Genomic DNA, 18344 nt, shown 5'->3' with positions numbered 1-18344 from the left:
TATCCACCGGCACCCGGCGGGGCTACATGGCCCCGATCGGTGGCCCGGTGCGCGGACCCTTGACAGCCCCGTGCGGCGCGTCAACTCTGAACCGCAGGTCCCCGGGCGTGGGAGGCGATGGTGCCGTCAGCGCGAGAAGCCCTGCTGAACGCCGCTCTGGCGGCCCTGGACGAACAGCCCTGGCGGACGGTGCGCATGGTTGACGTCGCGGCCCTGGCCGGAGTCTCGCGCCAGAGCCTCTACAACGAGTTCGGCGGCAAGGACGGTCTGGCCCGCGCCCTGCTCGGGGAGGCGGCCGACGGCTATCTCGCCGGGGTGGAGCGGGCGCTGGACCCGGACGTGGACACCGACGCGGGTACGGGCCGGGGGCCCGCCGCCGTCGCACTCTGGACGGTCCGGGCGGCCCGGACGAACGCCCTGGTCAAGGCGCTGCTCACGGGCTTCTGGGGGGAACGCCTGCCCCGGTCCGCGGCGTCCCCGACGCCCGCCGAACTGCTCGGCCTGGCCCGGGACCGTGCCGTGGCCGCGCTGGCGGGCGGGCAGCCGCCGGAGGCCGCCGCCGAGCTGGCCGTGCGCTGCGAGACCGTGCTGCGGCTCGCGCTGTCCTACGTGATGGTGCCCGCGGAGGGCTGCACGGCACCGCTGATCATGGAGGCGGCGCGGCCGCGGGAGGCCTGCTGACGGCCCGGATGACGGGGCCGGCGCACGGGTGCGGAGGGCCCGGGTTCAGTGGGAGGAGCCGGACAGCTGGAGACCGATCACACCGACGATCACCAGCGAGATCGAGACCAGTTTCAGGGTCGAGACCACGTCGTCGAGGAAGACCATCCCGTAGATCGCCGTACCGGCAGCGCCGATTCCGGTCCACACCGCGTAGGCGGGGCCGACATCGAGCTTCTTCAGCGACAGCGTCAGCAGCCCGAAGCTGCCGAGCGCGAACACACAGAACGCGACCGTCGGCCAGAGCCGGCTGAATCCGTGGCTCAGCTTCAGACACACGGCGAAGCCGGTCTCCAGCAGTCCCGCGACCACGACCAGCAGCCATGCCATCGTCAGTTGCCTCCGTGTAGGTGACGCCTTCGTCCAGCTCGTCGCGAGGTCCCGGCCCGGTGCGATTAGCCCTTACCAGTCCCGGGAAGTCGCAAACGTGCGCGAGCCGCCGGGCGCGGGACCGGGCGGGCTCAGTCGCCCTCGCGCCGCTCGCGCGTGGCCAGCAGCCTGCGCAGCGAGTACAGCCGCGCGGGATCGGCGTGGCCCTCGGTGACCCAGGCGTCCAGCGCGCATTCCGGCTGGTTCTCGTCGTGGGTGCAGCCGCGCGGGCAGTTCTCCGTACCGGGCTCCAGGTCGGGGAAGGCGTGGATGACGCGCGAGGGGTCCACATGGTGCAGGCCGAAGGACCGCACCCCGGGGGTGTCGACCACCCAGCCCCGGTTGCCCGGGAGCGGCAGCGCGAGCGCGGACGTGGTGGTGTGCCGGCCGCGGCCGGTGACCGCGTTGACGACACCGGTCGTACGCCGCCGGTCCTTCGGGACCAGGGCGTTGACCAGCGTGGTCTTACCGACACCGGAGTGCCCGACGAACGCCGTGATCCGGTCGTTCAGCTGCTCGCGCACCCGGTCGGCCGCGTCGCCGTTCTCCAGCTCCTCGCGGCTGGTGACGATGTAGGGGACCCCGAGCGGCGTGTACGTCTCCAGCAGCTTGTCCGCGGAGGCCAGGTCGGACTTGGTGAGCACCAGGAGCGGGGTGAGCCCGCCGTCGTACGCCGCCACCAGACAGCGGTCGATCATGCGCGGGCGCGGTTCCGGGTCGGCGAGCGCGGTGACGATCGCCAGCTGGTCGGCATTGGCGACGACCACCCGCTCGTACGGGTCGTCGTCGTCCGCCGTCCGGCGCAGCACCGAGCGGCGCTCACCGATGCGGACGATGCGGGCGAGGGTGTCCTTGTCGCCGGACAGGTCGCCCACGATGGAGACGGTGTCGCCCACCACGGCGGCCTTGCGGCCCAGCTCGCGGGCCTTCATCGCCATCACCGTACGGCCGTCGACGAGGCAGGTGAGCCGGCCCCGGTCGACGGTGAGGACCATGCCGTCCTGGGCGTCCTCGTGCTTGGGACGGGTGTGCGTACGGGGCCGGTTGCCCTTGCGGTTGGGGCGGACGCGGATGTCGTCCTCGTCGGGGTTCTTGCCGTAGCGGCGCATGTTCTCAGACCCCGAGCATTCCGGTCCACATGTCCGGGAAGTCCGGCAGGGTCTTGGCGGTCGTGCTCACGTTCTCGATCTCCACTCCGGGGACGGCGAGGCCGATGACCGACCCGGCGGTGGCCATCCGGTGGTCGTCGTAGGTATGGAAGACGCCCCCGTGCAGCGGGCGCGGCCGGATGTGGAGGCCGTCGGCGGTCTCCGTGACATCGCCGCCGAGCCCGTTGATCTCCTTGGTCAGCGCGGCCAGCCGGTCCGTCTCGTGCAGCCGCAGATGCGCGACACCGCTGAGCGTGGAGGGGGAGTCGGCCAGGGCGGCGACGGCCGCGATGCCCGGGGTCAGCTCGCCGGCCTCGCTCAGGTCCACGTCGATGCCGTGGACGCGTCCGGAGCCGGTGAAGGTGAGGCCGCGCTCGGTGAGTTCGCAGCTGCCGCCCATCGCGGTGAAGATCTCGCGCAGCGCGTCACCGGGCTGCGTGGTGCGCTCCGGCCAGTCGGGGATCGTGACCCGGCCCCCGGTGACCAGTGCGGCGGCCAGGAACGGCTGGGCGTTGGACAGGTCCGGCTCGATGGTCAGATCGCGGCCGAGCAGCGCGGAGGGGGAGACCCGCCAGACGTTCGGCTCGCCGCCCGTCTCCGGCTCGTCCACCTGGGCGCCGACGGCGCGCAGCATGTCGACGGTCATCCGGATGTGCGGCATCGAGGGGAGGGCGGAACCCGTGTGCCGTACCTCCACGCCCTGGTTGAACCGGGGCCCCGACAGCAGCAGCGCCGAGACGAACTGGGAGGACGAGGAGGCGTCGATGGCCACCGGGCCGCCGTCCAGGGCGCCCCCGCCGTGCACGGTCAGCGGGAGTGCGCCGCGTCCGTCGTCGTCGATCCTGGCGCCCAGGGCACGCAGGGCGTCGATCACGCCGTTCAGGGGGCGCTCGTAGGAACGGGGGTCGCCGTCGAAGTGGACCGGGCCGTCCGCGAGGGTGGCCACCGGCGGCAGGAAGCGCATGACCGTGCCGGCGTTGCCGACGTCGACCGCGGCCGGGCCGTGGAGCCCGGCCGGGATGATCCGCCAGGCCTCGCCGGTGGCGTCCGGGCCGCCCGTGGCGGCGGAGCTGGAGGACACCATCTCCTCGATGCCGACACCCATCGCGCGCAGCGCCTGAGCCATCAGCAGGGTGTCGCGGGAGCGCAGCGGGCGGCGCAGCCAGCCCGGCTCGGAGGCGAGGGAGGCGAGCACGAGTGCCCGGTTGGTGACCGATTTCGACCCGGGCACGGTGACGGTCGCGTCGACGGCTCCGCTCGCGTGGGGGGCGGGCCAGAGGGCGGGGTGCACGGAACTTTCGGTCATGGCCCTCACTTTAGTGGCTCACCGCAAACCCGGATCCTGATCAAAATGGGGGAAACCGGGGCGTAATCAGCACGTGGTAAGGGCCGGGGCGGAGGCCGGGGCCGTCACAGTCCCAGGAGCCAGCGCCCGCCGCCGATCAGCGAGCAGAGCGACACCGCGTGGAAGAAGAACAGCCACAGCGCCGCCGGGACGTCCGTGAGCCGTGACAGCTGGTCCGCGTCGGAGTCCGGCGCACCGCCGTGCCGCCGCTTGGACTGGAGCTCGAAGGGCGGGCGCACACCGCCCAGCAGCAGGAACCACACCACCGCGTACGCGAACGCCGACTGCACGGCGGCCGAGGACAGCCAGGACACCAGCAGGAAGACCGTGCCCGTGAGGATCACGGTCAGGGCCCCGTACACATTGCGGATCATCACGAGCATCGCGGCCAGCAGCGCGGTGGCCAGCCAGAGCAGCAGCGTGATCCTGCCGTCGGCCAGCAGCCAGGCGCCGCCCAGGCCCAGCAGCGACGGCGCGGTGTACCCGGCCGCCGCGGTGAGGATCATGCCGATGCCGGTCGGTCTGCCGCGGCTCACGGTCAGCCCGCTGGTGTCCGAGTGCAGCCGGATGCCGGACAGCTGCCGTCCGGTGAGCAGGGCCACCAGCCCGTGGCCGCCCTCGTGCGCGATCGTGATCGCGTTGCGCGAGAGCCGCCATATGAGGTTCGGCACGACGGCGACCAGCGCGGCGGTGGCCGTGACGACCACCAGCCACTGCTCGGGCGCGGGCTGGGTGCCGAAGACGCGATCCCACAGATCGCCCAGTTCTGTCGCGTTCATTGGCCGGGCGGCTCCTTGCGGTCGTGGCGGGCGGTCGTGGCAGTCTGGCAGTTATGTGCGGACGGTATGCAGCGAGTCGGCGGCCCGAGGACCTGACCGGACTCTTCGAGGTCGAGAAGTGGGAACCCACCGAGACCCTTGAGCCCGACTGGAACGTGGCACCGACCAAAGAGGTCTACGCGGTACTGGAGCGTCCTGTGAAGGACGCAGACGATCAACGTCCGGTTCGCCAGCTGCGTGCCCTGAAGTGGGGACTCGTGCCGTCCTGGGCGAAGTCGCCGGAGGGCGGCGCCCGCATGATCAACGCCCGCGCGGAGACCGTGCACGAGAAGCCGTCCTTCCGCCGCCCCTTCGTGCAGCGCCGCTGCATCCTGCCCGCGGACGGCTATTACGAGTGGGTCACCGGCTCCGAGGAGCGCCAGCTGGAGGAGAGCGGGAAGAAGAAGCGGCCGCGCAAGCAGCCCTATTTCGTGACACCCGCCGACGGTTCGGTCTTCGCGATGGCGGGGCTGTACGAGTTCTGGCGCGACCGGACCCTGCCCGACGACCACCCGATGGCCTGGTGGGTGACCTGCTCCGTGATCACCACCGAGGCGGAGACCACGCCGCTGGCCGTCGCCCCCGCCGAGGGCCCGTCCACGCTGGCCGACATCCACCCCCGGATGCCGCTGATGCTGACCCCGGACCGCTGGGACGCCTGGCTGGACCCGGCGCGCACGGACGTCGAGGAACTGCGGGGGCTGCTCTCCCCGCCGCCCGGCGGGCTGATGCGCGCCTATCCGGTGGGCACGGCGGTCAGCAACGTGCGCAACAACGGCCCCGAGCTGCTGGAGGAAATCGCGGCCCCGGAAGTCGCGACGCTGTTCTGACCGGGGCCCGCCGCGAGGCAGGATGAACCGCGTGAGCCGTGACGAGAGCGTGCAGAAGAGTCCGCGTGAGGGCGCGCGGAGCCCGCGCAGGAGCGTGCGGAAGGCCGAGACCGGGGCGGGCGAGGCCCGGATCACCTGGCTGCCCGCGCACGATGCCCGTCTGGTGCTGGCGCTCGGCCATGGCGCGGGCGGCGGGATCGAGGCCCGGGACCTGACGGCCCTGGCCGCCGCACTGCCTGCGCGGGGGGTGACCGTCGCCCTGGTGGAGCAGCCCTGGCGGGTGGCCGGCAAGAAGATGGCGCCCGCCCCGAAGACCCTGGACACCGGCTGGCGCGGGGTGTGGCCCGCGCTGGCCCGGCCGGGACTGCCGGTCGTGGCCGGCGGACGCAGCGCCGGAGCCCGGGTGGCGTGCCGGACGGCGACGGAGCTGGGCGCCCACGCCGTCCTGGCGCTCAGCTTCCCGCTGCACCCGCCGGGCAGGCCGGAGAAGTCCCGGGCGGACGAGCTGCTGGGGGCGGGCGTCCCCACCCTGGTGGTGCAGGGCGGCAACGACCCGTTCGGGCGTCCCGGCGAATTCCCGCCCGGCCCCTACGAACTGGCCGAGGTGCCGTACGGGGATCACGGCTTCGCGGTCCCGAAGCGGTCCGGCCTGACCGAGGACCGGGTGATGGACATCCTCACCTCCGCGGTGACCGGATGGCTCGCCTCACTCGTATGACCGTGCGTCCCGCGGACCGTGTCTCCCGTGTGACGTGCGCAGCACGGGAATGCCGGATGCGGGGCCGCTGTTGTTCGGGACGTCGGTACAAGCACGTCGTACGTGGAGAGGGAGTCCGTCGCATGGGTTCGACCATCTGCCCGCGCCGCTCGAACACCGCTGATCTGGAGTGGACGGTCCTTCACGCGGCCAGGACCACTCCCGAGCGGGCACCGGGCGGAGCGGATCGACAGCCCGTCGCGAAGCCGGGTCGACTATTCTCCGATGCGAGCGGGTCCGGTTTCGGCTCCGCCACATCGTTGGAGGAGGTGGGTCCGGTCACTGGGACCGACACAGGGACCGACGACGGCCGCGCACAGGAGACGACCGCCGAGCGCAACGCGCGTTTCGAGCGGGACGCCCTCGGATTTCTCGATCAGATGTACTCGGCCGCACTGCGCATGACGCGCAACCCCGCCGACGCCGAGGACCTGGTCCAGGAGACGTACGCCAAGGCGTACGGGTCCTTCCACCAGTTCCGTGAGGGCACGAACCTCAAGGCGTGGATGTACCGCATTCTTACGAACACCTTCATCAACTCGTACCGCAAGAAGCAGCGCGAGCCCCAGCGCAGTGCCGCCGAGGAGATCGAGGACTGGCAGCTGGCGCGCGCCGAGTCGCACATGTCGACCGGTCTGCGTTCGGCGGAGTCCCAGGCCCTCGACCACCTGCCGGACTCCGATGTGAAGTCGGCGCTCCAGGCGATCCCCGAAGAGTTCCGCATCGCCGTGTATCTCGCCGACGTCGAAGGCTTTGCGTACAAGGAGATCGCGGACATCATGGGGACTCCTATCGGTACGGTGATGTCCCGGCTGCACCGCGGCCGCCGCCAACTGCGCGGCATGCTGGAGGACTACGCCCGTGAGCGCGGGCTCGTCCCGGCCGGCGCCGGTGCCGGTGAGTCGGATGATCGGAAAGGCTCGGCCTCATGAGCTGCGGAGAGCCGCACGAGACGGATTGCTCAGAGGTTCTCGACCATCTCTACGAGTTCCTCGACCGTGAGATGCCCGAGGGCGACTGCACCAAGTTCGAGGTGCACTTCGAGGAGTGCTCCCCGTGCCTGGAGAAGTACGGCCTGGAGCAGGCCGTGAAGAAACTGGTCAAGCGCTGCTGCGGTCAGGACGAGGTCCCGACCGATCTGCGCTCGAAGGTGATGGGCCGGATCGACCTGATCCGCGCGGGCCAGGACGTTCCGGAGCAGGATGTGGCCGTCGGCCCGGTGGACCGCTCGGCGGCCGCCACGGAGTGACATCGGCAGCGGGCGACCGCTGTACGGGTGAGGGCGTGCCGCGGACACCGCGGCGCGCCCTCACTTGTTCCCCGCCTTTCGCCCCCCGGGAAACACATCACCCGGACTTGTGCGGGGAAGGCGTGAGCGGGCCGCCCGCCGCTCCGGAGCGGCTGAGGCCCTGCACTGGACACGACCACCGGCCGCAGGGGGTGGAAGCGCCGGCGAGAGTCCTGGCGCGGGGCGGTCTGACCCGGTCCGGGCGGGGTAACCCATGGGTAATGAGCGGGCGTCCGGCCGGGCATGGTTGGATGCGAAAGCAGAGCGGAAACAGAGGGTGTCCAGTCGGGACAGGCGGGAATCGTGAGGATCTTCGGGAAGGTACGGCATCGGCCATCCGCGTCATGGCGGCAGGCCACGGACCGCGCGTTCACGCTGATCGGCGACGGCCGGTACGAGGATGCGGGGGCGCTGCTGACGCGCGCGGCGGACCTGGAGCCCTGGCTCTCGGAGTCCTGGTTCAATCTGGCACTGCTGCACAAGTTCCGGCACGACTGGGAGCAGGCGAGAGCGGCGGGCCTGCGGGCCGTCGCGCTGCTCGACCGGGAGTCCGGCGCGCCCGACTGGTGGAATGTCGGGATCGCGGCCACCGCACTGCAGGACTGGCCGCTGGCGCGGCGGGCCTGGCAGGCGTACGGCCTCAAGGTGCCGGGCAGCGGCCAGCACAACGCGGCGTCGAACACCGAGCCGACCGGGATGGACCTGGGCAGCGCGGCGGTACGGCTGTCGCCCGAGGGCGAGGCCGAGGTCGTCTGGGGACGCAGGCTGGATCCGGCCCGGATGGAAGTGCTGTCGATCCCGCTGCCGTCCTCCGGGCGGCGCTGGGGCGAGGTCGTTCTGCACGACGGGGTACCGCACGGCGAGCGGGTCACCGCTGCCGGGCCCTCGTATCCGGTCTTCGACGAGATCGAGCTGTGGGCGCCGTCGCCCGTGCCCACCTGGGTGGTGCTGCTGGAGGCGGCCACCGAGGAGGACCGGGACGCGCTGGAGCAGCTCGCCTCGGACGCCGGGTTCGCCGCCGAGGACTGGTCGTCCTCCGTCCGGCTGCTCTGCCGCGCCTGCTCGGAGAGCCGGATGGAGAGCGACGAGGGCGACGGGGAGCACCTGGACCCGCACGACCACAGTGAGCCCGGCCACCCGGGGCCGCTGGGCCACCGGACCTCCGGTGACCTGTGGGTGCCCGAGCGCGAGTGCGGTATCGCGGCGCCCGCCGGGCTGGTGCGCGGGCTGCTGGACGGCTGGGTCGCGGACAGCCCGGACAGCCGGGAATGGCGGGATCTCGAAGAAGTCTGCTGAGCGGTGCCCGTAGGCTGTACGGGCACCGATCGCGGTGTTGGTTCTCCCGGTTCTCCCGGTTTCCCGGATTCCCCGGTTTCGCCGGGTTCCGGGTCCATCGGGTCTCAGGTTTTGCAGGAAGGCGTACGGCGGACATGGCGCAGCAGGATACGGACGAGCAGATCAGCGTGGACGACGAGGGTTTCGTCGTGGACACCGAGGACTGCGAGGCACGTGAGGCGGCGTACCGCGAGCGCGGCACCTCCCACCCGATCACGGTCGTGGGCAACCCGGCGCTGCACAAGGAGTGCGCGGACGTCACCGAGTTCGGCGACGAGCTGGCGCGGCTGATCGACGACATGTTCGCCAGCCAGCGGACGGCGGAGGGCGTGGGCCTGGCCGCCAACCAGATCGGCGTCGACCGCAAGGTCTTCGTCTACGACTGCCCGGACGACGACGGTGTGCGGCACGTGGGTGTCATCATCAACCCCGTCCTCGACGAGCTGCCGCCCGAGGCGCGGGTGCTGGACGACTCCAACGAGGGCTGCCTCTCGGTGCCGACGGCGTACGCGGAGCTGGCCCGCCCGGACTACGCGGTGGTGCGCGGCCAGGACGCCAAGGGCAATCCGATCAAGGTGCGGGGCCACGGGTACTTCGCGCGCTGCCTCCAGCACGAGACGGACCACCTGTACGGCTACCTGTACATCGACCGGCTCTCCAAGCGCGACCGCAAGGACGCGCTGCGGCAGATGGCCGAGGGCACCCCGCGCTACGAGGTCGTTCCGAACGACTGAGCGCCGCCGGACCCGGTGACCGGGTACGAACGGGTGAGAAGGGGGCCGCGGCCGGTGACGGCGGCGGCCCCCTTCCGTTTCCCCGCTACTCGTCCGGGTGAACCAGGTGGCAGGTAACTGCCGCTTCTCCAGGGGTAGTTGACGCGCGTCGACTCCTGGGACAGGCTCGCTTGAACATCACCCGGTGATAAGGGAGTCCCCCCATGATCAGACGCACCGCGCGCGTCCTGCTCGGCCTTGTCATGACCATTGCTTTCGCGTGGGGCGGGGCGGTCATGACCGCCGGCACCGCGCAGGCCGACAGCTGTTACACCTGGACCCGCACGCTCTCGCCCGGTGCCACCGGCAACGACGTCGTCCAGCTCCAGATCCGGGTGGCCGGCTACCCCGGCTACAACTCGGTGCTCGCCATCGACGGCTCGTACGGCCCGGCCACCACCGCCGCGGTCAAGCGGTTCCAGGCGGCGTACGGGCTGGCGGCCGACGGTGTCGCGGGACCGGCCACCCAGGCCAAGATCTACGCGCTCCAGGACAACGACTGCACCCCGATCCACTTCACGTACCCCGAGCACAACACCTGCAACAGCACCTGGGCCGGTGGTGCGGTCGCCGCGGGCACGGCCAAGGCCAACGCCCTGAGCACCATGTGGAAGCTGGAGGCCCTGCGGCACGCCCTCGGTGACCAGTCCATCCGCGTCACCAGCGGTTTCCGCTCCACCTCCTGCAACGCGGCCGTCGGCGGGGCCACCAACAGCCGCCATCTCCACGGTGACGCGGCCGACCTCGGCGCCGGGCCGCACTCCCTGTGCACCCTCGCCAAGCAGGCCCGTAACCACGGCTTCAACGGGATCCTCGGCCCGGGATACCCCGGCCACGGTGACCACGTGCACGTCAACCAGGGGCCCAGCCACTACTGGTCGGCCTCCAGCTGCGGCATCTGAGGACCGCCTCCTGTGCGGGGGCGCCGCGCTCGCGGAGCCCCCGCACACCGCGGCGGAAGCGCTGGATCAGGCGGCCCCGGACATCGCGGCCGGGCCGCGGAAGGTGCGGCGGTAGGCGTTCGGGGTCGTCCCCAGGGACCGTACGAACTGGTGGCGCAGCGCGGCCGCCGTACCGAAGCCGGTCCGCCCGGCGATCGTGTCCACCGTCTCGTCCGAGGTCTCCAGCAGATGCTGGGCCAGCAGCACCCGCTGCCGCAGCAGCCAGCGGTACGGAGTGGTGCCCGTCTCCTGCTGGAAGCGGCGCGCGAAGGTGCGCGGGGACATATGTGCCAGACCGGCCAGCTGCTCGACGGTCATCTCCCGGTCGAGGTGGCGCTCCATCCAGGCGAGGGTGTCCCCGACCGTGTCGCACCTGGTGCGGGGCAGCGGGCGCTGGATGTACTGCGCCTGGCCGCCGTCGCGGTGCGGCGGTACCACCATGCGGCGCGCGATGGCGTTGGCGACATCGGGGCCGTGCGCCTGGCGCACCAGATGCAGACAGGCGTCTATCCCGGCGGCGGTGCCCGCCGAGGTGATGACCGCCCCGTCGTCCACGTACAGCACATCCGGCTCCACGACGGCCAGGGGGAAGCGCCGGGCCAGCTCGTCGGTGTGCCGCCAGTGGGTGGTGCAGCGGCGGCCGTCCAGCAGTCCGGCCGCGCCGAGGACGTAGGCGCCGGAGCAGACGCTCAGCACCCGCGCGCCGCGCTCCACGGCCCGGCGCAGGGCGTCCAGCACCTCCGGCGGATACTCCCGCTCCATGAAATGGCTGCCCGCCGGTACGGCGATGAGGTCGGCCTCCTCCAGCCGGCCGAGGCCGTGGGACGTGCCGATGGTGAACCCGGCGTGCGTCCGCAGCTCGGGGCCCTCGGCCGAGACCACCGCGAAGTCGTGCACCGGCAGACCCTCGTCGCTGCGGTCGAGCCCGAAGACCTCGCACAGCACGCCGAGTTCGAAGGGGTGGACCCCGTCGAGCAGCAGGGCGGCGACATTTTTCAGCATGACGACAGTGTGGCAGTAATTCGATGCTGTGTGACAGTCCTGCCACTGCCGGAATGCGTCCGCGCGGACGACAGTAGAGGCATGAACACATTCCTGAACTACCTGGGCATCACGGCCGTTTTCGCACTCGTCCTGCTGCCGACGTTCCTCGGGATCGCCCGCGAGCGCCGTATCGACCGGGAGCTGAGAGAAGCGGAACGGGCGCACGGGGCGGAGCCCCCGCGAACGGAGGGCGCCGCGCGGCCGGTCACGGCCGCGCGGCGCCCGTCCCCCCGGAGCTGGGCCAGGATCTGACCCGGCCCTGCGGACGGCCGGAGAAGCCGTCCTTGGGTACGTCGTCCTCTAGAAGTCGTCGTCGAAGCCGACCGACCCCTCCACCGCCACCTGGTAGGCGGACGGGCGGCGCTCGAAGAAGTTCGTCAGCTCCTGGACGCCCTGGAGCTCCATGAACGAGAACGGGTTCTCCGAGCCGTACAGCGCGGGGAAGCCGAGGCGGGTGAGCCGCTGGTCGGCCACGCACTCCAGGTACTGCCGCATCGACTCGGTGTTCATGCCGGGCAGGCCCTCGCCGCACAGGTCGCGGCCGAACTGCAGCTCCGCCTCGACGGCCTCCTTCAGCATGTCGGTGACCTGCTGCTGGAGCTCGTCGTCGAAGAGGTCCGGCTCCTCCTTGCGGACGGTGTCCACGACCTCGAACGCGAAGTTCATGTGCATGGTCTCGTCACGGAACACCCAGTTGGTGCCCGTGGCGAGGCCGTGCAGCAGGCCGCGCGAGCGGAACCAGTACACGTACGCGAAGGCACCGTAGAAGAACAGCCCCTCGATGCACGCCGCGAAGCAGATCAGGTTCAGCAGGAAGCGACGGCGGTCCGCCTTCGTCTCCAGCCGGTCGATCTTCTCGACCGAGTCCATCCATCTGAAGCAGAACTGCGCCTTCTCGCGGATGGAGGGGATCTCCTCGACCGCGTCGAACGCAGCCGCCCGGTCGTCCGGATCGGGCAGATACGTGTCGAGCAGCGTCAGATAGAACTGGACGTGCACGGCCTCCTCGAAGAGCTGCCGCGACAGATACAGCCGCGCCTCGGGAGAGTTGATGTGCTTGTACAGCGTCAGCACGAGGTTGTTGGAGACGATGGAGTCACCGGTCGCGAAGAACGCCACCAGCCGGCCGATCATGTGCTGTTCGCCGGGGGAGAGCTTGGCGAGGTCGGCGACGTCGGAGTGGAGGTCGACCTCCTCGACCGTCCAGGTGTTCTTGATCGCGTCCCGGTAGCGCTCGTAGAAGTCCGGGTAGCGCATCGGGCGCAGGGTCAGTTCGAAACCCGGGTCGAGCAGGTTCTTGTTCTCGCTGGAGCTCATTACTGACAGGCCTCGCAGGACTCGGGGTTTTCCAGGGAGCAGGCGATGGCGTCCGCGTCGGGAGCCTGGGCCTGCTGTACGGGGACGGGGGCGGCGGCGGACGCCTGGCCGGACGCGGCACGGGCGATCCGGGTCGCCGGGCGCGAACGCAGGTAGTACGTCGTCTTCAGCCCCTGCTTCCAGGCGTACGCGTACATCGAGGAGAGCTTGCCGATCGTCGGCGTCTCCAGGAACAGGTTCAGCGACTGGCTCTGGTCGAGGAACGGCGTACGCGCCGCCGCCATGTCGATCAGTCCGCGCTGCGGGATCTCCCACGCGGTGCGGTACAGCGCCCGCACCTCCTCGGGGATCCAGGCGAAGCCCTGCACCGAGCCGCTCGCCTCGCGCAGCGCCTCGCGGGTCCGGGCGTCCCACACGCCCAGCTGCTTGAGCTCGTCCACCAGATAGGCGTTGACCTGGAGGAACTCACCGCTCAGCGTCTCGCGCTTGAACAGGTTGGAGACCTGCGGCTCGATGCACTCGTACACCCCGGCGATCGAGGCGATCGTGGCGGTCGGCGCGATCGCCAGGAGCAGCGAGTTGCGCATCCCGGTCCGGGCGACGCGGGCGCGCAGGGCGTCCCAGCGCTCCGGCCAGTTCAGCTCGGTGTCGTAGTGGTCGGGGTGCAGCACTCCGCGCGCCGCCCGGGTCTCGGACCAGGCGGGCAGCGGACCCGACCGCTCGGCGAGGTCGCAGGACGCCTCGTACGCGGCGAGCATGATGCGCTCGGAGATCTTCGTGGACAGGGCCCGCGCCGCGGGGGAGTCGAAGGGCAGCCGCAGCTGGAAGAAGACGTCCTGGAGACCCATCGCGCCCAGGCCCACCGGCCGCCAGCGGGCGTTGGAGCGCCCGGCCTGCTCGGTCGGGTAGAAGTTGATGTCGACGACCCGGTCCAGGAAGGTCACGGCGGTACGCACGGTGGCGTCCAGCCGCTCCCAGTCGATGGACCCGTCCGCCACGAACGACCCCAGGTTGACCGAGCCCAGATTGCAGACGGCCGTCTCGCCGTCGTCGGTCACTTCGAGGATCTCGGTGCACAGGTTCGACGAGTGGACGACGCGGCCCGGCTCGGCGGTCTGGTTGGCGGTCCGGTTGGAGGCGTCCTTGAACGTCATCCAGCCCTGGCCGGTCTGCGCGAGCGTACGCATCATCCGGCCGTACAGGTCCCGCGCGGGCATCGACTTGCGGGCCAGCCCCCTGGCCTCCGCCGCGCGGTACGCGGCGTCGAACTCGTCGCCCCACAGGTCGACCAGCTCGGGCACATCGGCGGGCGAGAACAGCGACCACCGGCCGTCCGCGTCGACCCGGCGCATGAACTCGTCCGGGATCCAGTGCGCCAGGTTGAGGTTGTGCGTACGCCGCTGGTCCTCGCCCGTGTTGTCGCGGAGCTCCAGGAACTCCTCGATGTCCGCGTGCCAGGTCTCCAGGTAGACGGCGGCGGCGCCCTTGCGGCGGCCGCCCTGGTTGACCGCGGCGACCGAGGCGTCGAGCGTCTTCAGGAACGGCACGATGCCGTTGGAGTGCCCGTTGGTGCCCCGGATCAGCGAACCGCGGGCGCGGATGCGGGAGTACGAGAGACCGATGCCGCCCGCGTGCTTGGAGAGCCGCGCCACCTGGTGGTAGCGGTCGTAGATCGAGTCCAGCTCGTCCTTGGGCGAGTCCAGCAGATAGCAGGAGGACATCTGCGGGTGCCGGGTGCCGGAGTTGAAGAGGGTGGGGGAGGAGGGCAGATAGTCCAGCCGGCTCATCAGCCCGTACAGCGCGGCGACCTCGTCCAGCGCGCGCACGCTCTCGTCCTCGGCCAGCCCCGAGGCGACCCGCAGCATGAAGTGCTGCGGGGTCTCGATGACCTGCCGGGTGTGCGGGTGGCGCAGCAGATAGCGGCTGTGCAGCGTACGGAGCCCGAAGTAGCCGAAGCGGTCGTCCGCGCCGTCGGCCAGCGACCGCTCGACCATCGCGTCGAGCGCGGCAGCGTGGAGGGCCACGAACCGCGCGGTGCGGTCGGCGATCAGGCCCTCGCGGTGCCCCACGGCGACCGAGGCGGAGAACGACACCGCGCCCTGGCCCGCCGCCTCGCCCGCGATGGAGCGGGTCAGCAGCCGGGCGGCGAGCCGGGAGTAGGCGGGGTCCTCGGAGATCAGCCCCGCGGCCGCCTCGGTGGCCAGCGAACGCAGCTCCGCCTCGTCCGACCGGGCGTTGCGGCCGCGCAGCGCGGCGGCGGCGACCCGTCCGGGATCGGTGTCGGGAAGATCGACGGTGAGGTCCGTCAGGGTCCGCAGCAGTGCGGTTCCCGGTGCGTCGGTCGTGGACTCCGTCGGTTCGGCTGCGGCGGCGGCTGAAACCGGATCGGCTGGCGCGATGGTCACGGGGATTTCCCTCGCTCGGCTGGGGGCCGGCGGGGAACGGGGGCAGCCGGACAGCACGATGCCCGGAACGGGGCAGCACTGCCTACGGCGTCCACCGGCCCATCCGCGAGGCCCGGACGTCTGGGCGTCCGGTTCGGTCGAGCCGGACGCGCTGTCGACAGGTCGTCGGACTTCGGGTGTGCAAAAGCACACTGAATACACCGTTGCGGGACAGTTCCGGATTCGCACCGGATTCCCCTGCGGCGACAGCGAGCACGAGCATACATGTGGGGGCCGCCCGATGAGGCAGCCCCTACATGTTGTGTCGCGAGGGGTGTTGGGCCCTAGGGGGAATGTGGGCCGGTGGGGTGAGCGGGGGCACGGCGGGAAGGGGCTCCGGGCCCGCTCCCCACCCGTTCCGGGCCCGTACGGCGTGCTCTGCCGGCAGCCGGTTCCCTCAGCCGCTCGCTCCCACCTCGTTGTTCGGGGCCCCGTCGCCGACCGGTGGCAGGTCGCCGCGTTCGACGGGACCCGCGCCGGGTGCCTGCCCCGCCGGGGGCAGGATCTCGTCGAGTTCACGGTCGTCCGCGCGGTGCGCCGCCTCGGAGGCCGCGCGCAGGGTGTCGCGGTCGACCTCGTCGCGGGCTCCGCCGACCCGGACGACGACCTCGCCCTCCGCGCGGGCGTACTCATGGCCCTCCGGCGTCGAGCGGTACCAGTTCTCCCCGTCCCGCTCACAGGCCGCCGGTGTGCCCGGGCCCCCGCCGGGCAGCGGGCCCGCCGCGCAGTTCGCCGCCGTCAGCGTGCCGCGCTCCACGGAGAGCTGGACGCGCTTGCCGCCCGCCGCCACGTAGAAGCTCCCGAAGCCGTCGTCGCCCAGGACGCCGACGGACTGCCGGGCCAGGGCGTACCCGGGGACCTCGGTCACATAGACATGGCCGGTGGTGGTCTGGATGGCCGCGGCCCTGGCCTCCAGCGCGGCCCGGCCGGGCACCGGGGCGGAGGGGGCCGCGGCCCCGGGGCCGTCCGCGTCGGGGCCGGGGGCCTGCTCCGTGCCGCAGGCCGCGAGCGTCAGCACCAGCAGCACGGGCCACAGCCCGGGGAGCGGGGAACGAGGAATCATGCCCGCATCCTCGCGTACGGTGACCGCGGTGCACAGCCGGGGAACGGGGCGGGCCGCCGCGCCTCCCGGGGAGACACGACGGCCCGCGCACCCGCGGTTCCGGCCGGTCAGTGACCGCTCGGCGCGCCCACCGTGGCCGGCGGCAGCTCCGCCTTGACGCCCGGGTCGCCCACATCCGCCGTGTAGTCGGCCGGCGAGGTCTCGTCGATGCCCGCCGGGGCCTTCAGCGCGTTCAGGACGAGGGTCAGGACGATCACGACCATCACGTTCAGCACGAAGGCCGTCAGACCGATGTAGCCGATCTCGCCGATTCCCGGAATCTCCTTCGAGGAGCCGCCGAAGTGCTTCTGGGTGGGGCTCGCCACGCCGTACGCGGCGAGCGTTCCGTACGCCATGCCGGCCGCCCAGCCCGCGAGCAGCGCCCAGCGGTGGAACCAGCGGGTGAACAGCCCGCCGACCAGGGCGGGCATGGTCTGGAGGATCCAGATGCCGCCGAGCAGCTGGAAGTTGATCGCGACCGTCTTGTCCATGGTGAGGACGAAGACCAGGGCCCCGACCTTGACCAGGAGCGAGACGACCTTGGAGACCTTGGTCTCCTGGGCGGGGGTGGCGTCGGGTTTCAGGAAGTCCTTGTAGATGTTGCGGGTGAAGAGGTTCGCCGCGGCGATGGACATGATCGCGGCGGGCACCAGGGCGCCGATGCCGATGGCGGCGAACGCCACTCCCGCGAACCAGTCGGGGAACATGTTCTCGAACAGCTGAGGGATGGCCAGCTGCCCGTTGTCCACCTTCACTCCGGCGGCGATCGCCATGAAGCCGAGCAGCGCCAGCATGCCCAGCATCAGGGAGTACAGCGGCAGGATCGTGGTGTTGCGCCGGATCACCTCGCGGCTGCGGCTGGAGAGCGTCGCCGTGATCGAGTGCGGGTACATGAAGAGCGCGAGCGCGGAGCCCAACGCCAGTGTCGCGTAACCCCATTGACCCATGTCGCCGGGGACCAGCGAGCCGCGCGGCTGACCGGTCGCCGGATTCTTCTGGGAGAACGCCTCGCCCGCCTTGGCGAAGATGTCGTCGAAGCCGCCCAGCTTGACCGGTATGTAGATGATCGCCACCGCGATCACCAGATAGATCAGGCCGTCCTTCACGAATGCGATCAGCGCGGGTGCCCGCAGCCCGGACGAGTAGGTGTACGCGGCGAGCACGGCGAACGCGATGAGCAGCGGAAGGTCCTTGATGAACCAGTGCGTGGTCTCACCGCCGCCGACGCCCATGACATCCAGCACCGCCTGGATTCCGACGAGTTGGAGCGCGATGTAGGGCATCGTGGCGAGGATGCCGGTGACGGCGACCGCCAGCGAGAGCCCCCTGGAGCCGAAGCGTCCGCGGACGAAGTCCGAGGTGGTGACGTAGCCGTGCTTGTGCGAGACCGACCACAGCCGCGGCAGGAAGGTGAAGATCAGCGGGTAGACGAGGATCGTGTACGGGACGGCGAAGAAGCCCGCCGCGCCCGCCGCGTAGATCGCCGCCGGGACGGCGACGAAGGTGTACGCCGTGTAGAGGTCGCCGCCCAGCAGGAACCAGGTGACCCAGGTGCCGAACGACCTTCCGCCCAGGCCCCATTCGTCCAGGCTGGCCTCGTTCTCGGCCTTGCGCCAGCGGGCCGCCATGAAGCCGATGACCGTGACGGCCACGAAGAAGAAGATGAAGACGCCGAGCGCGATGCCGTTCACACCGTCCTTCATGCGGAGGCACCCCCCTTGCGGGCGCGCTGGTCACGCTGCCACAGCTTGTACGCGACCATCGTCAGCGCGGCCGAGAGCGGCACCCAGAGCATCTGGTACCAGTAGAAGAACGGGATGCCGATGAACGTCGGATCGACCTTCGCGTACGAACCCACCCAGAGCATCGCCACGAACGGGGCGAAGAGACAGAGCGCGATCACCGCTCTCGTGGGGGTGACCGTCGGTGGTTTCGCCTCGGTGTCTGCTGGCATGTGGTGACTCCGTCCCCTCGCTGATCAACGTCTGCGGTCCGCGTGTGCGGTCCGGCAACGGTGATGTATCGGAGAGAGTCACGGACACGGGAGTCATCCGGTTCACCCGTACGTGCAAGTCCGCGCGCACATACGCGTACCCGTACGTGCACCCGTACG

General features: G+C 71.0%; 19 protein-coding genes and 1 riboswitch. Of the genes, 9 read left to right on the top strand and 10 right to left on the bottom strand.

What is annotated here, in order from left to right; translation table 11 throughout:
- Positions 1 to 117: 117 nt before the first annotated feature.
- Entirely contained in the window at positions 118 to 681 is a 564-nt protein-coding gene (locus ACIGJO_RS06075) for a TetR/AcrR family transcriptional regulator (RefSeq protein ID WP_399952732.1), read from the top strand.
- A gap of 45 nt (positions 682 to 726) precedes the next feature.
- Here ACIGJO_RS06075 and ACIGJO_RS06070 read toward each other — a convergent pair whose 3' ends face one another.
- The 4 genes from ACIGJO_RS06070 to ACIGJO_RS06055 form a co-directional block, all read right to left on the bottom strand.
- Positions 727 to 1050 (bottom strand): multidrug efflux SMR transporter, encoded by a 324-nt coding sequence (locus tag ACIGJO_RS06070; protein WP_266923651.1) that lies wholly within the window; start codon positions 1048 to 1050, stop codon positions 727 to 729.
- A gap of 131 nt (positions 1051 to 1181) precedes the next feature.
- A complete protein-coding gene (gene rsgA / locus ACIGJO_RS06065) occupies positions 1182 to 2198 on the bottom strand; it encodes a ribosome small subunit-dependent GTPase A (RefSeq protein WP_399952728.1) in 1017 nt (338 codons plus the stop codon).
- A 4-nt stretch (positions 2199 to 2202) separates the two neighbouring features.
- Positions 2203 to 3543, bottom strand: a complete 1341-nt coding sequence (gene aroA, locus ACIGJO_RS06060) for a 3-phosphoshikimate 1-carboxyvinyltransferase (protein ID WP_399952725.1) — start codon at positions 3541 to 3543, stop codon at positions 2203 to 2205.
- 104 nt (positions 3544 to 3647) lie between these two features.
- Positions 3648 to 4361, bottom strand: a complete 714-nt coding sequence (locus ACIGJO_RS06055) for a M50 family metallopeptidase (RefSeq protein WP_399952722.1) — start codon at positions 4359 to 4361, stop codon at positions 3648 to 3650.
- A gap of 53 nt (positions 4362 to 4414) precedes the next feature.
- Here ACIGJO_RS06055 and ACIGJO_RS06050 point away from each other — a divergent pair, with 53 nt between their 5' ends.
- The 7 genes from ACIGJO_RS06050 (at position 4415) to ACIGJO_RS06020 (ending at position 10285) form a co-directional block, all read left to right on the top strand.
- Complete coding sequence (locus ACIGJO_RS06050; protein ID WP_399952719.1) at positions 4415 to 5230, top strand: SOS response-associated peptidase; 816 nt, start codon at positions 4415 to 4417, stop codon at positions 5228 to 5230.
- A gap of 94 nt (positions 5231 to 5324) precedes the next feature.
- On the top strand, positions 5325 to 5948 hold the full coding sequence (locus ACIGJO_RS06045) for an alpha/beta family hydrolase (protein WP_399953227.1): 624 nt from the start codon (positions 5325 to 5327) through the stop codon (positions 5946 to 5948).
- A 308-nt stretch (positions 5949 to 6256) separates the two neighbouring features.
- Positions 6257 to 6919: a sigma-70 family RNA polymerase sigma factor gene (locus ACIGJO_RS06040; protein ID WP_266927784.1), complete on the top strand. Its 663-nt coding sequence runs from the start codon at positions 6257 to 6259 to the stop codon at positions 6917 to 6919.
- Positions 6916 to 7236: a mycothiol system anti-sigma-R factor gene (gene rsrA / locus ACIGJO_RS06035; RefSeq protein ID WP_399952715.1), complete on the top strand. Its 321-nt coding sequence runs from the start codon at positions 6916 to 6918 to the stop codon at positions 7234 to 7236. Before ACIGJO_RS06040 ends, rsrA begins: the two co-directional genes overlap by 4 nt.
- A gap of 342 nt (positions 7237 to 7578) precedes the next feature.
- A complete protein-coding gene (locus ACIGJO_RS06030) occupies positions 7579 to 8571 on the top strand; it encodes a hypothetical protein (RefSeq protein ID WP_266923663.1) in 993 nt (330 codons plus the stop codon).
- Positions 8572 to 8705: 134 nt separating this feature from the next.
- Entirely contained in the window at positions 8706 to 9344 is a 639-nt protein-coding gene (gene def, locus ACIGJO_RS06025) for a peptide deformylase (protein WP_399952711.1), read from the top strand.
- Positions 9345 to 9547: 203 nt separating this feature from the next.
- Positions 9548 to 10285: a D-Ala-D-Ala carboxypeptidase family metallohydrolase gene (locus ACIGJO_RS06020; RefSeq protein WP_399952708.1), complete on the top strand. Its 738-nt coding sequence runs from the start codon at positions 9548 to 9550 to the stop codon at positions 10283 to 10285.
- Between the two features lie 66 nt (positions 10286 to 10351).
- Here ACIGJO_RS06020 and ACIGJO_RS06015 read toward each other — a convergent pair whose 3' ends face one another.
- The gene (locus tag ACIGJO_RS06015; protein WP_399952705.1) at positions 10352 to 11326 is read right to left on the bottom strand and encodes a GlxA family transcriptional regulator; all 975 of its coding nucleotides are present in this window, start codon (positions 11324 to 11326) and stop codon (positions 10352 to 10354) included.
- Between the two features lie 81 nt (positions 11327 to 11407).
- Here ACIGJO_RS06015 and ACIGJO_RS06010 point away from each other — a divergent pair, with 81 nt between their 5' ends.
- Positions 11408 to 11620 (top strand): hypothetical protein, encoded by a 213-nt coding sequence (locus ACIGJO_RS06010; protein WP_399952702.1) that lies wholly within the window; start codon positions 11408 to 11410, stop codon positions 11618 to 11620.
- Between the two features lie 48 nt (positions 11621 to 11668).
- Here ACIGJO_RS06010 and ACIGJO_RS06005 read toward each other — a convergent pair whose 3' ends face one another.
- From ACIGJO_RS06005 to ACIGJO_RS05985, 5 genes are all read right to left on the bottom strand, one after another.
- Complete coding sequence (locus tag ACIGJO_RS06005) at positions 11669 to 12685, bottom strand: ribonucleotide-diphosphate reductase subunit beta (RefSeq protein WP_399952699.1); 1017 nt, start codon at positions 12683 to 12685, stop codon at positions 11669 to 11671.
- On the bottom strand, positions 12685 to 15090 hold the full coding sequence (locus ACIGJO_RS06000) for a ribonucleoside-diphosphate reductase subunit alpha (protein ID WP_399952696.1): 2406 nt from the start codon (positions 15088 to 15090) through the stop codon (positions 12685 to 12687). Before ACIGJO_RS06000 ends, ACIGJO_RS06005 begins: the two co-directional genes overlap by 1 nt.
- A 145-nt stretch (positions 15091 to 15235) precedes the next feature.
- Positions 15236 to 15365, bottom strand: a riboswitch (cobalamin riboswitch).
- A 161-nt stretch (positions 15366 to 15526) separates the two neighbouring features.
- Positions 15527 to 16192: a hypothetical protein gene (locus ACIGJO_RS05995; RefSeq protein WP_399952694.1), complete on the bottom strand. Its 666-nt coding sequence runs from the start codon at positions 16190 to 16192 to the stop codon at positions 15527 to 15529.
- A gap of 107 nt (positions 16193 to 16299) precedes the next feature.
- Positions 16300 to 17934 (bottom strand): monocarboxylate uptake permease MctP, encoded by a 1635-nt coding sequence (gene mctP / locus ACIGJO_RS05990; RefSeq protein WP_399952691.1) that lies wholly within the window; start codon positions 17932 to 17934, stop codon positions 16300 to 16302.
- On the bottom strand, positions 17931 to 18185 hold the full coding sequence (locus tag ACIGJO_RS05985; protein ID WP_399952688.1) for a DUF3311 domain-containing protein: 255 nt from the start codon (positions 18183 to 18185) through the stop codon (positions 17931 to 17933). The genes mctP and ACIGJO_RS05985 overlap by 4 nt, the downstream gene beginning before the upstream one ends.
- Positions 18186 to 18344 lie beyond the last annotated feature (159 nt).

Origin of the sequence: Streptomyces sp. NPDC079020, assembly GCF_044542225.1 — a bacterium.
GTDB lineage: Bacteria > Actinomycetota > Actinomycetes > Streptomycetales > Streptomycetaceae > Streptomyces.
Note: the sequence above shows the minus strand (reverse complement) of the source record. Positions and strands in the feature narration are given on the sequence as shown.

Coding starts and splice junctions, on each gene's coding strand:
- ACIGJO_RS06075 (WP_399952732.1), top strand. CDS start 118: ATGGTGCCGTCAGCGCGAGAAGCCCTGCTGAACGCCGCTCTGGCGGCC.
- ACIGJO_RS06070 (WP_266923651.1), bottom strand. CDS start 1,050: ATGGCATGGCTGCTGGTCGTGGTCGCGGGACTGCTGGAGACCGGCTTC.
- rsgA (WP_399952728.1), bottom strand. CDS start 2,198: ATGCGCCGCTACGGCAAGAACCCCGACGAGGACGACATCCGCGTCCGC.
- aroA (WP_399952725.1), bottom strand. CDS start 3,543: ATGACCGAAAGTTCCGTGCACCCCGCCCTCTGGCCCGCCCCCCACGCG.
- ACIGJO_RS06055 (WP_399952722.1), bottom strand. CDS start 4,361: ATGAACGCGACAGAACTGGGCGATCTGTGGGATCGCGTCTTCGGCACC.
- ACIGJO_RS06050 (WP_399952719.1), top strand. CDS start 4,415: ATGTGCGGACGGTATGCAGCGAGTCGGCGGCCCGAGGACCTGACCGGA.
- rsrA (WP_399952715.1), top strand. CDS start 6,916: ATGAGCTGCGGAGAGCCGCACGAGACGGATTGCTCAGAGGTTCTCGAC.
- def (WP_399952711.1), top strand. CDS start 8,706: ATGGCGCAGCAGGATACGGACGAGCAGATCAGCGTGGACGACGAGGGT.
- ACIGJO_RS06020 (WP_399952708.1), top strand. CDS start 9,548: ATGATCAGACGCACCGCGCGCGTCCTGCTCGGCCTTGTCATGACCATT.
- ACIGJO_RS06015 (WP_399952705.1), bottom strand. CDS start 11,326: ATGCTGAAAAATGTCGCCGCCCTGCTGCTCGACGGGGTCCACCCCTTC.
- ACIGJO_RS06010 (WP_399952702.1), top strand. CDS start 11,408: ATGAACACATTCCTGAACTACCTGGGCATCACGGCCGTTTTCGCACTC.
- ACIGJO_RS06005 (WP_399952699.1), bottom strand. CDS start 12,685: ATGAGCTCCAGCGAGAACAAGAACCTGCTCGACCCGGGTTTCGAACTG.
- ACIGJO_RS05995 (WP_399952694.1), bottom strand. CDS start 16,192: ATGATTCCTCGTTCCCCGCTCCCCGGGCTGTGGCCCGTGCTGCTGGTG.
- mctP (WP_399952691.1), bottom strand. CDS start 17,934: ATGAAGGACGGTGTGAACGGCATCGCGCTCGGCGTCTTCATCTTCTTC.
- ACIGJO_RS05985 (WP_399952688.1), bottom strand. CDS start 18,185: ATGCCAGCAGACACCGAGGCGAAACCACCGACGGTCACCCCCACGAGA.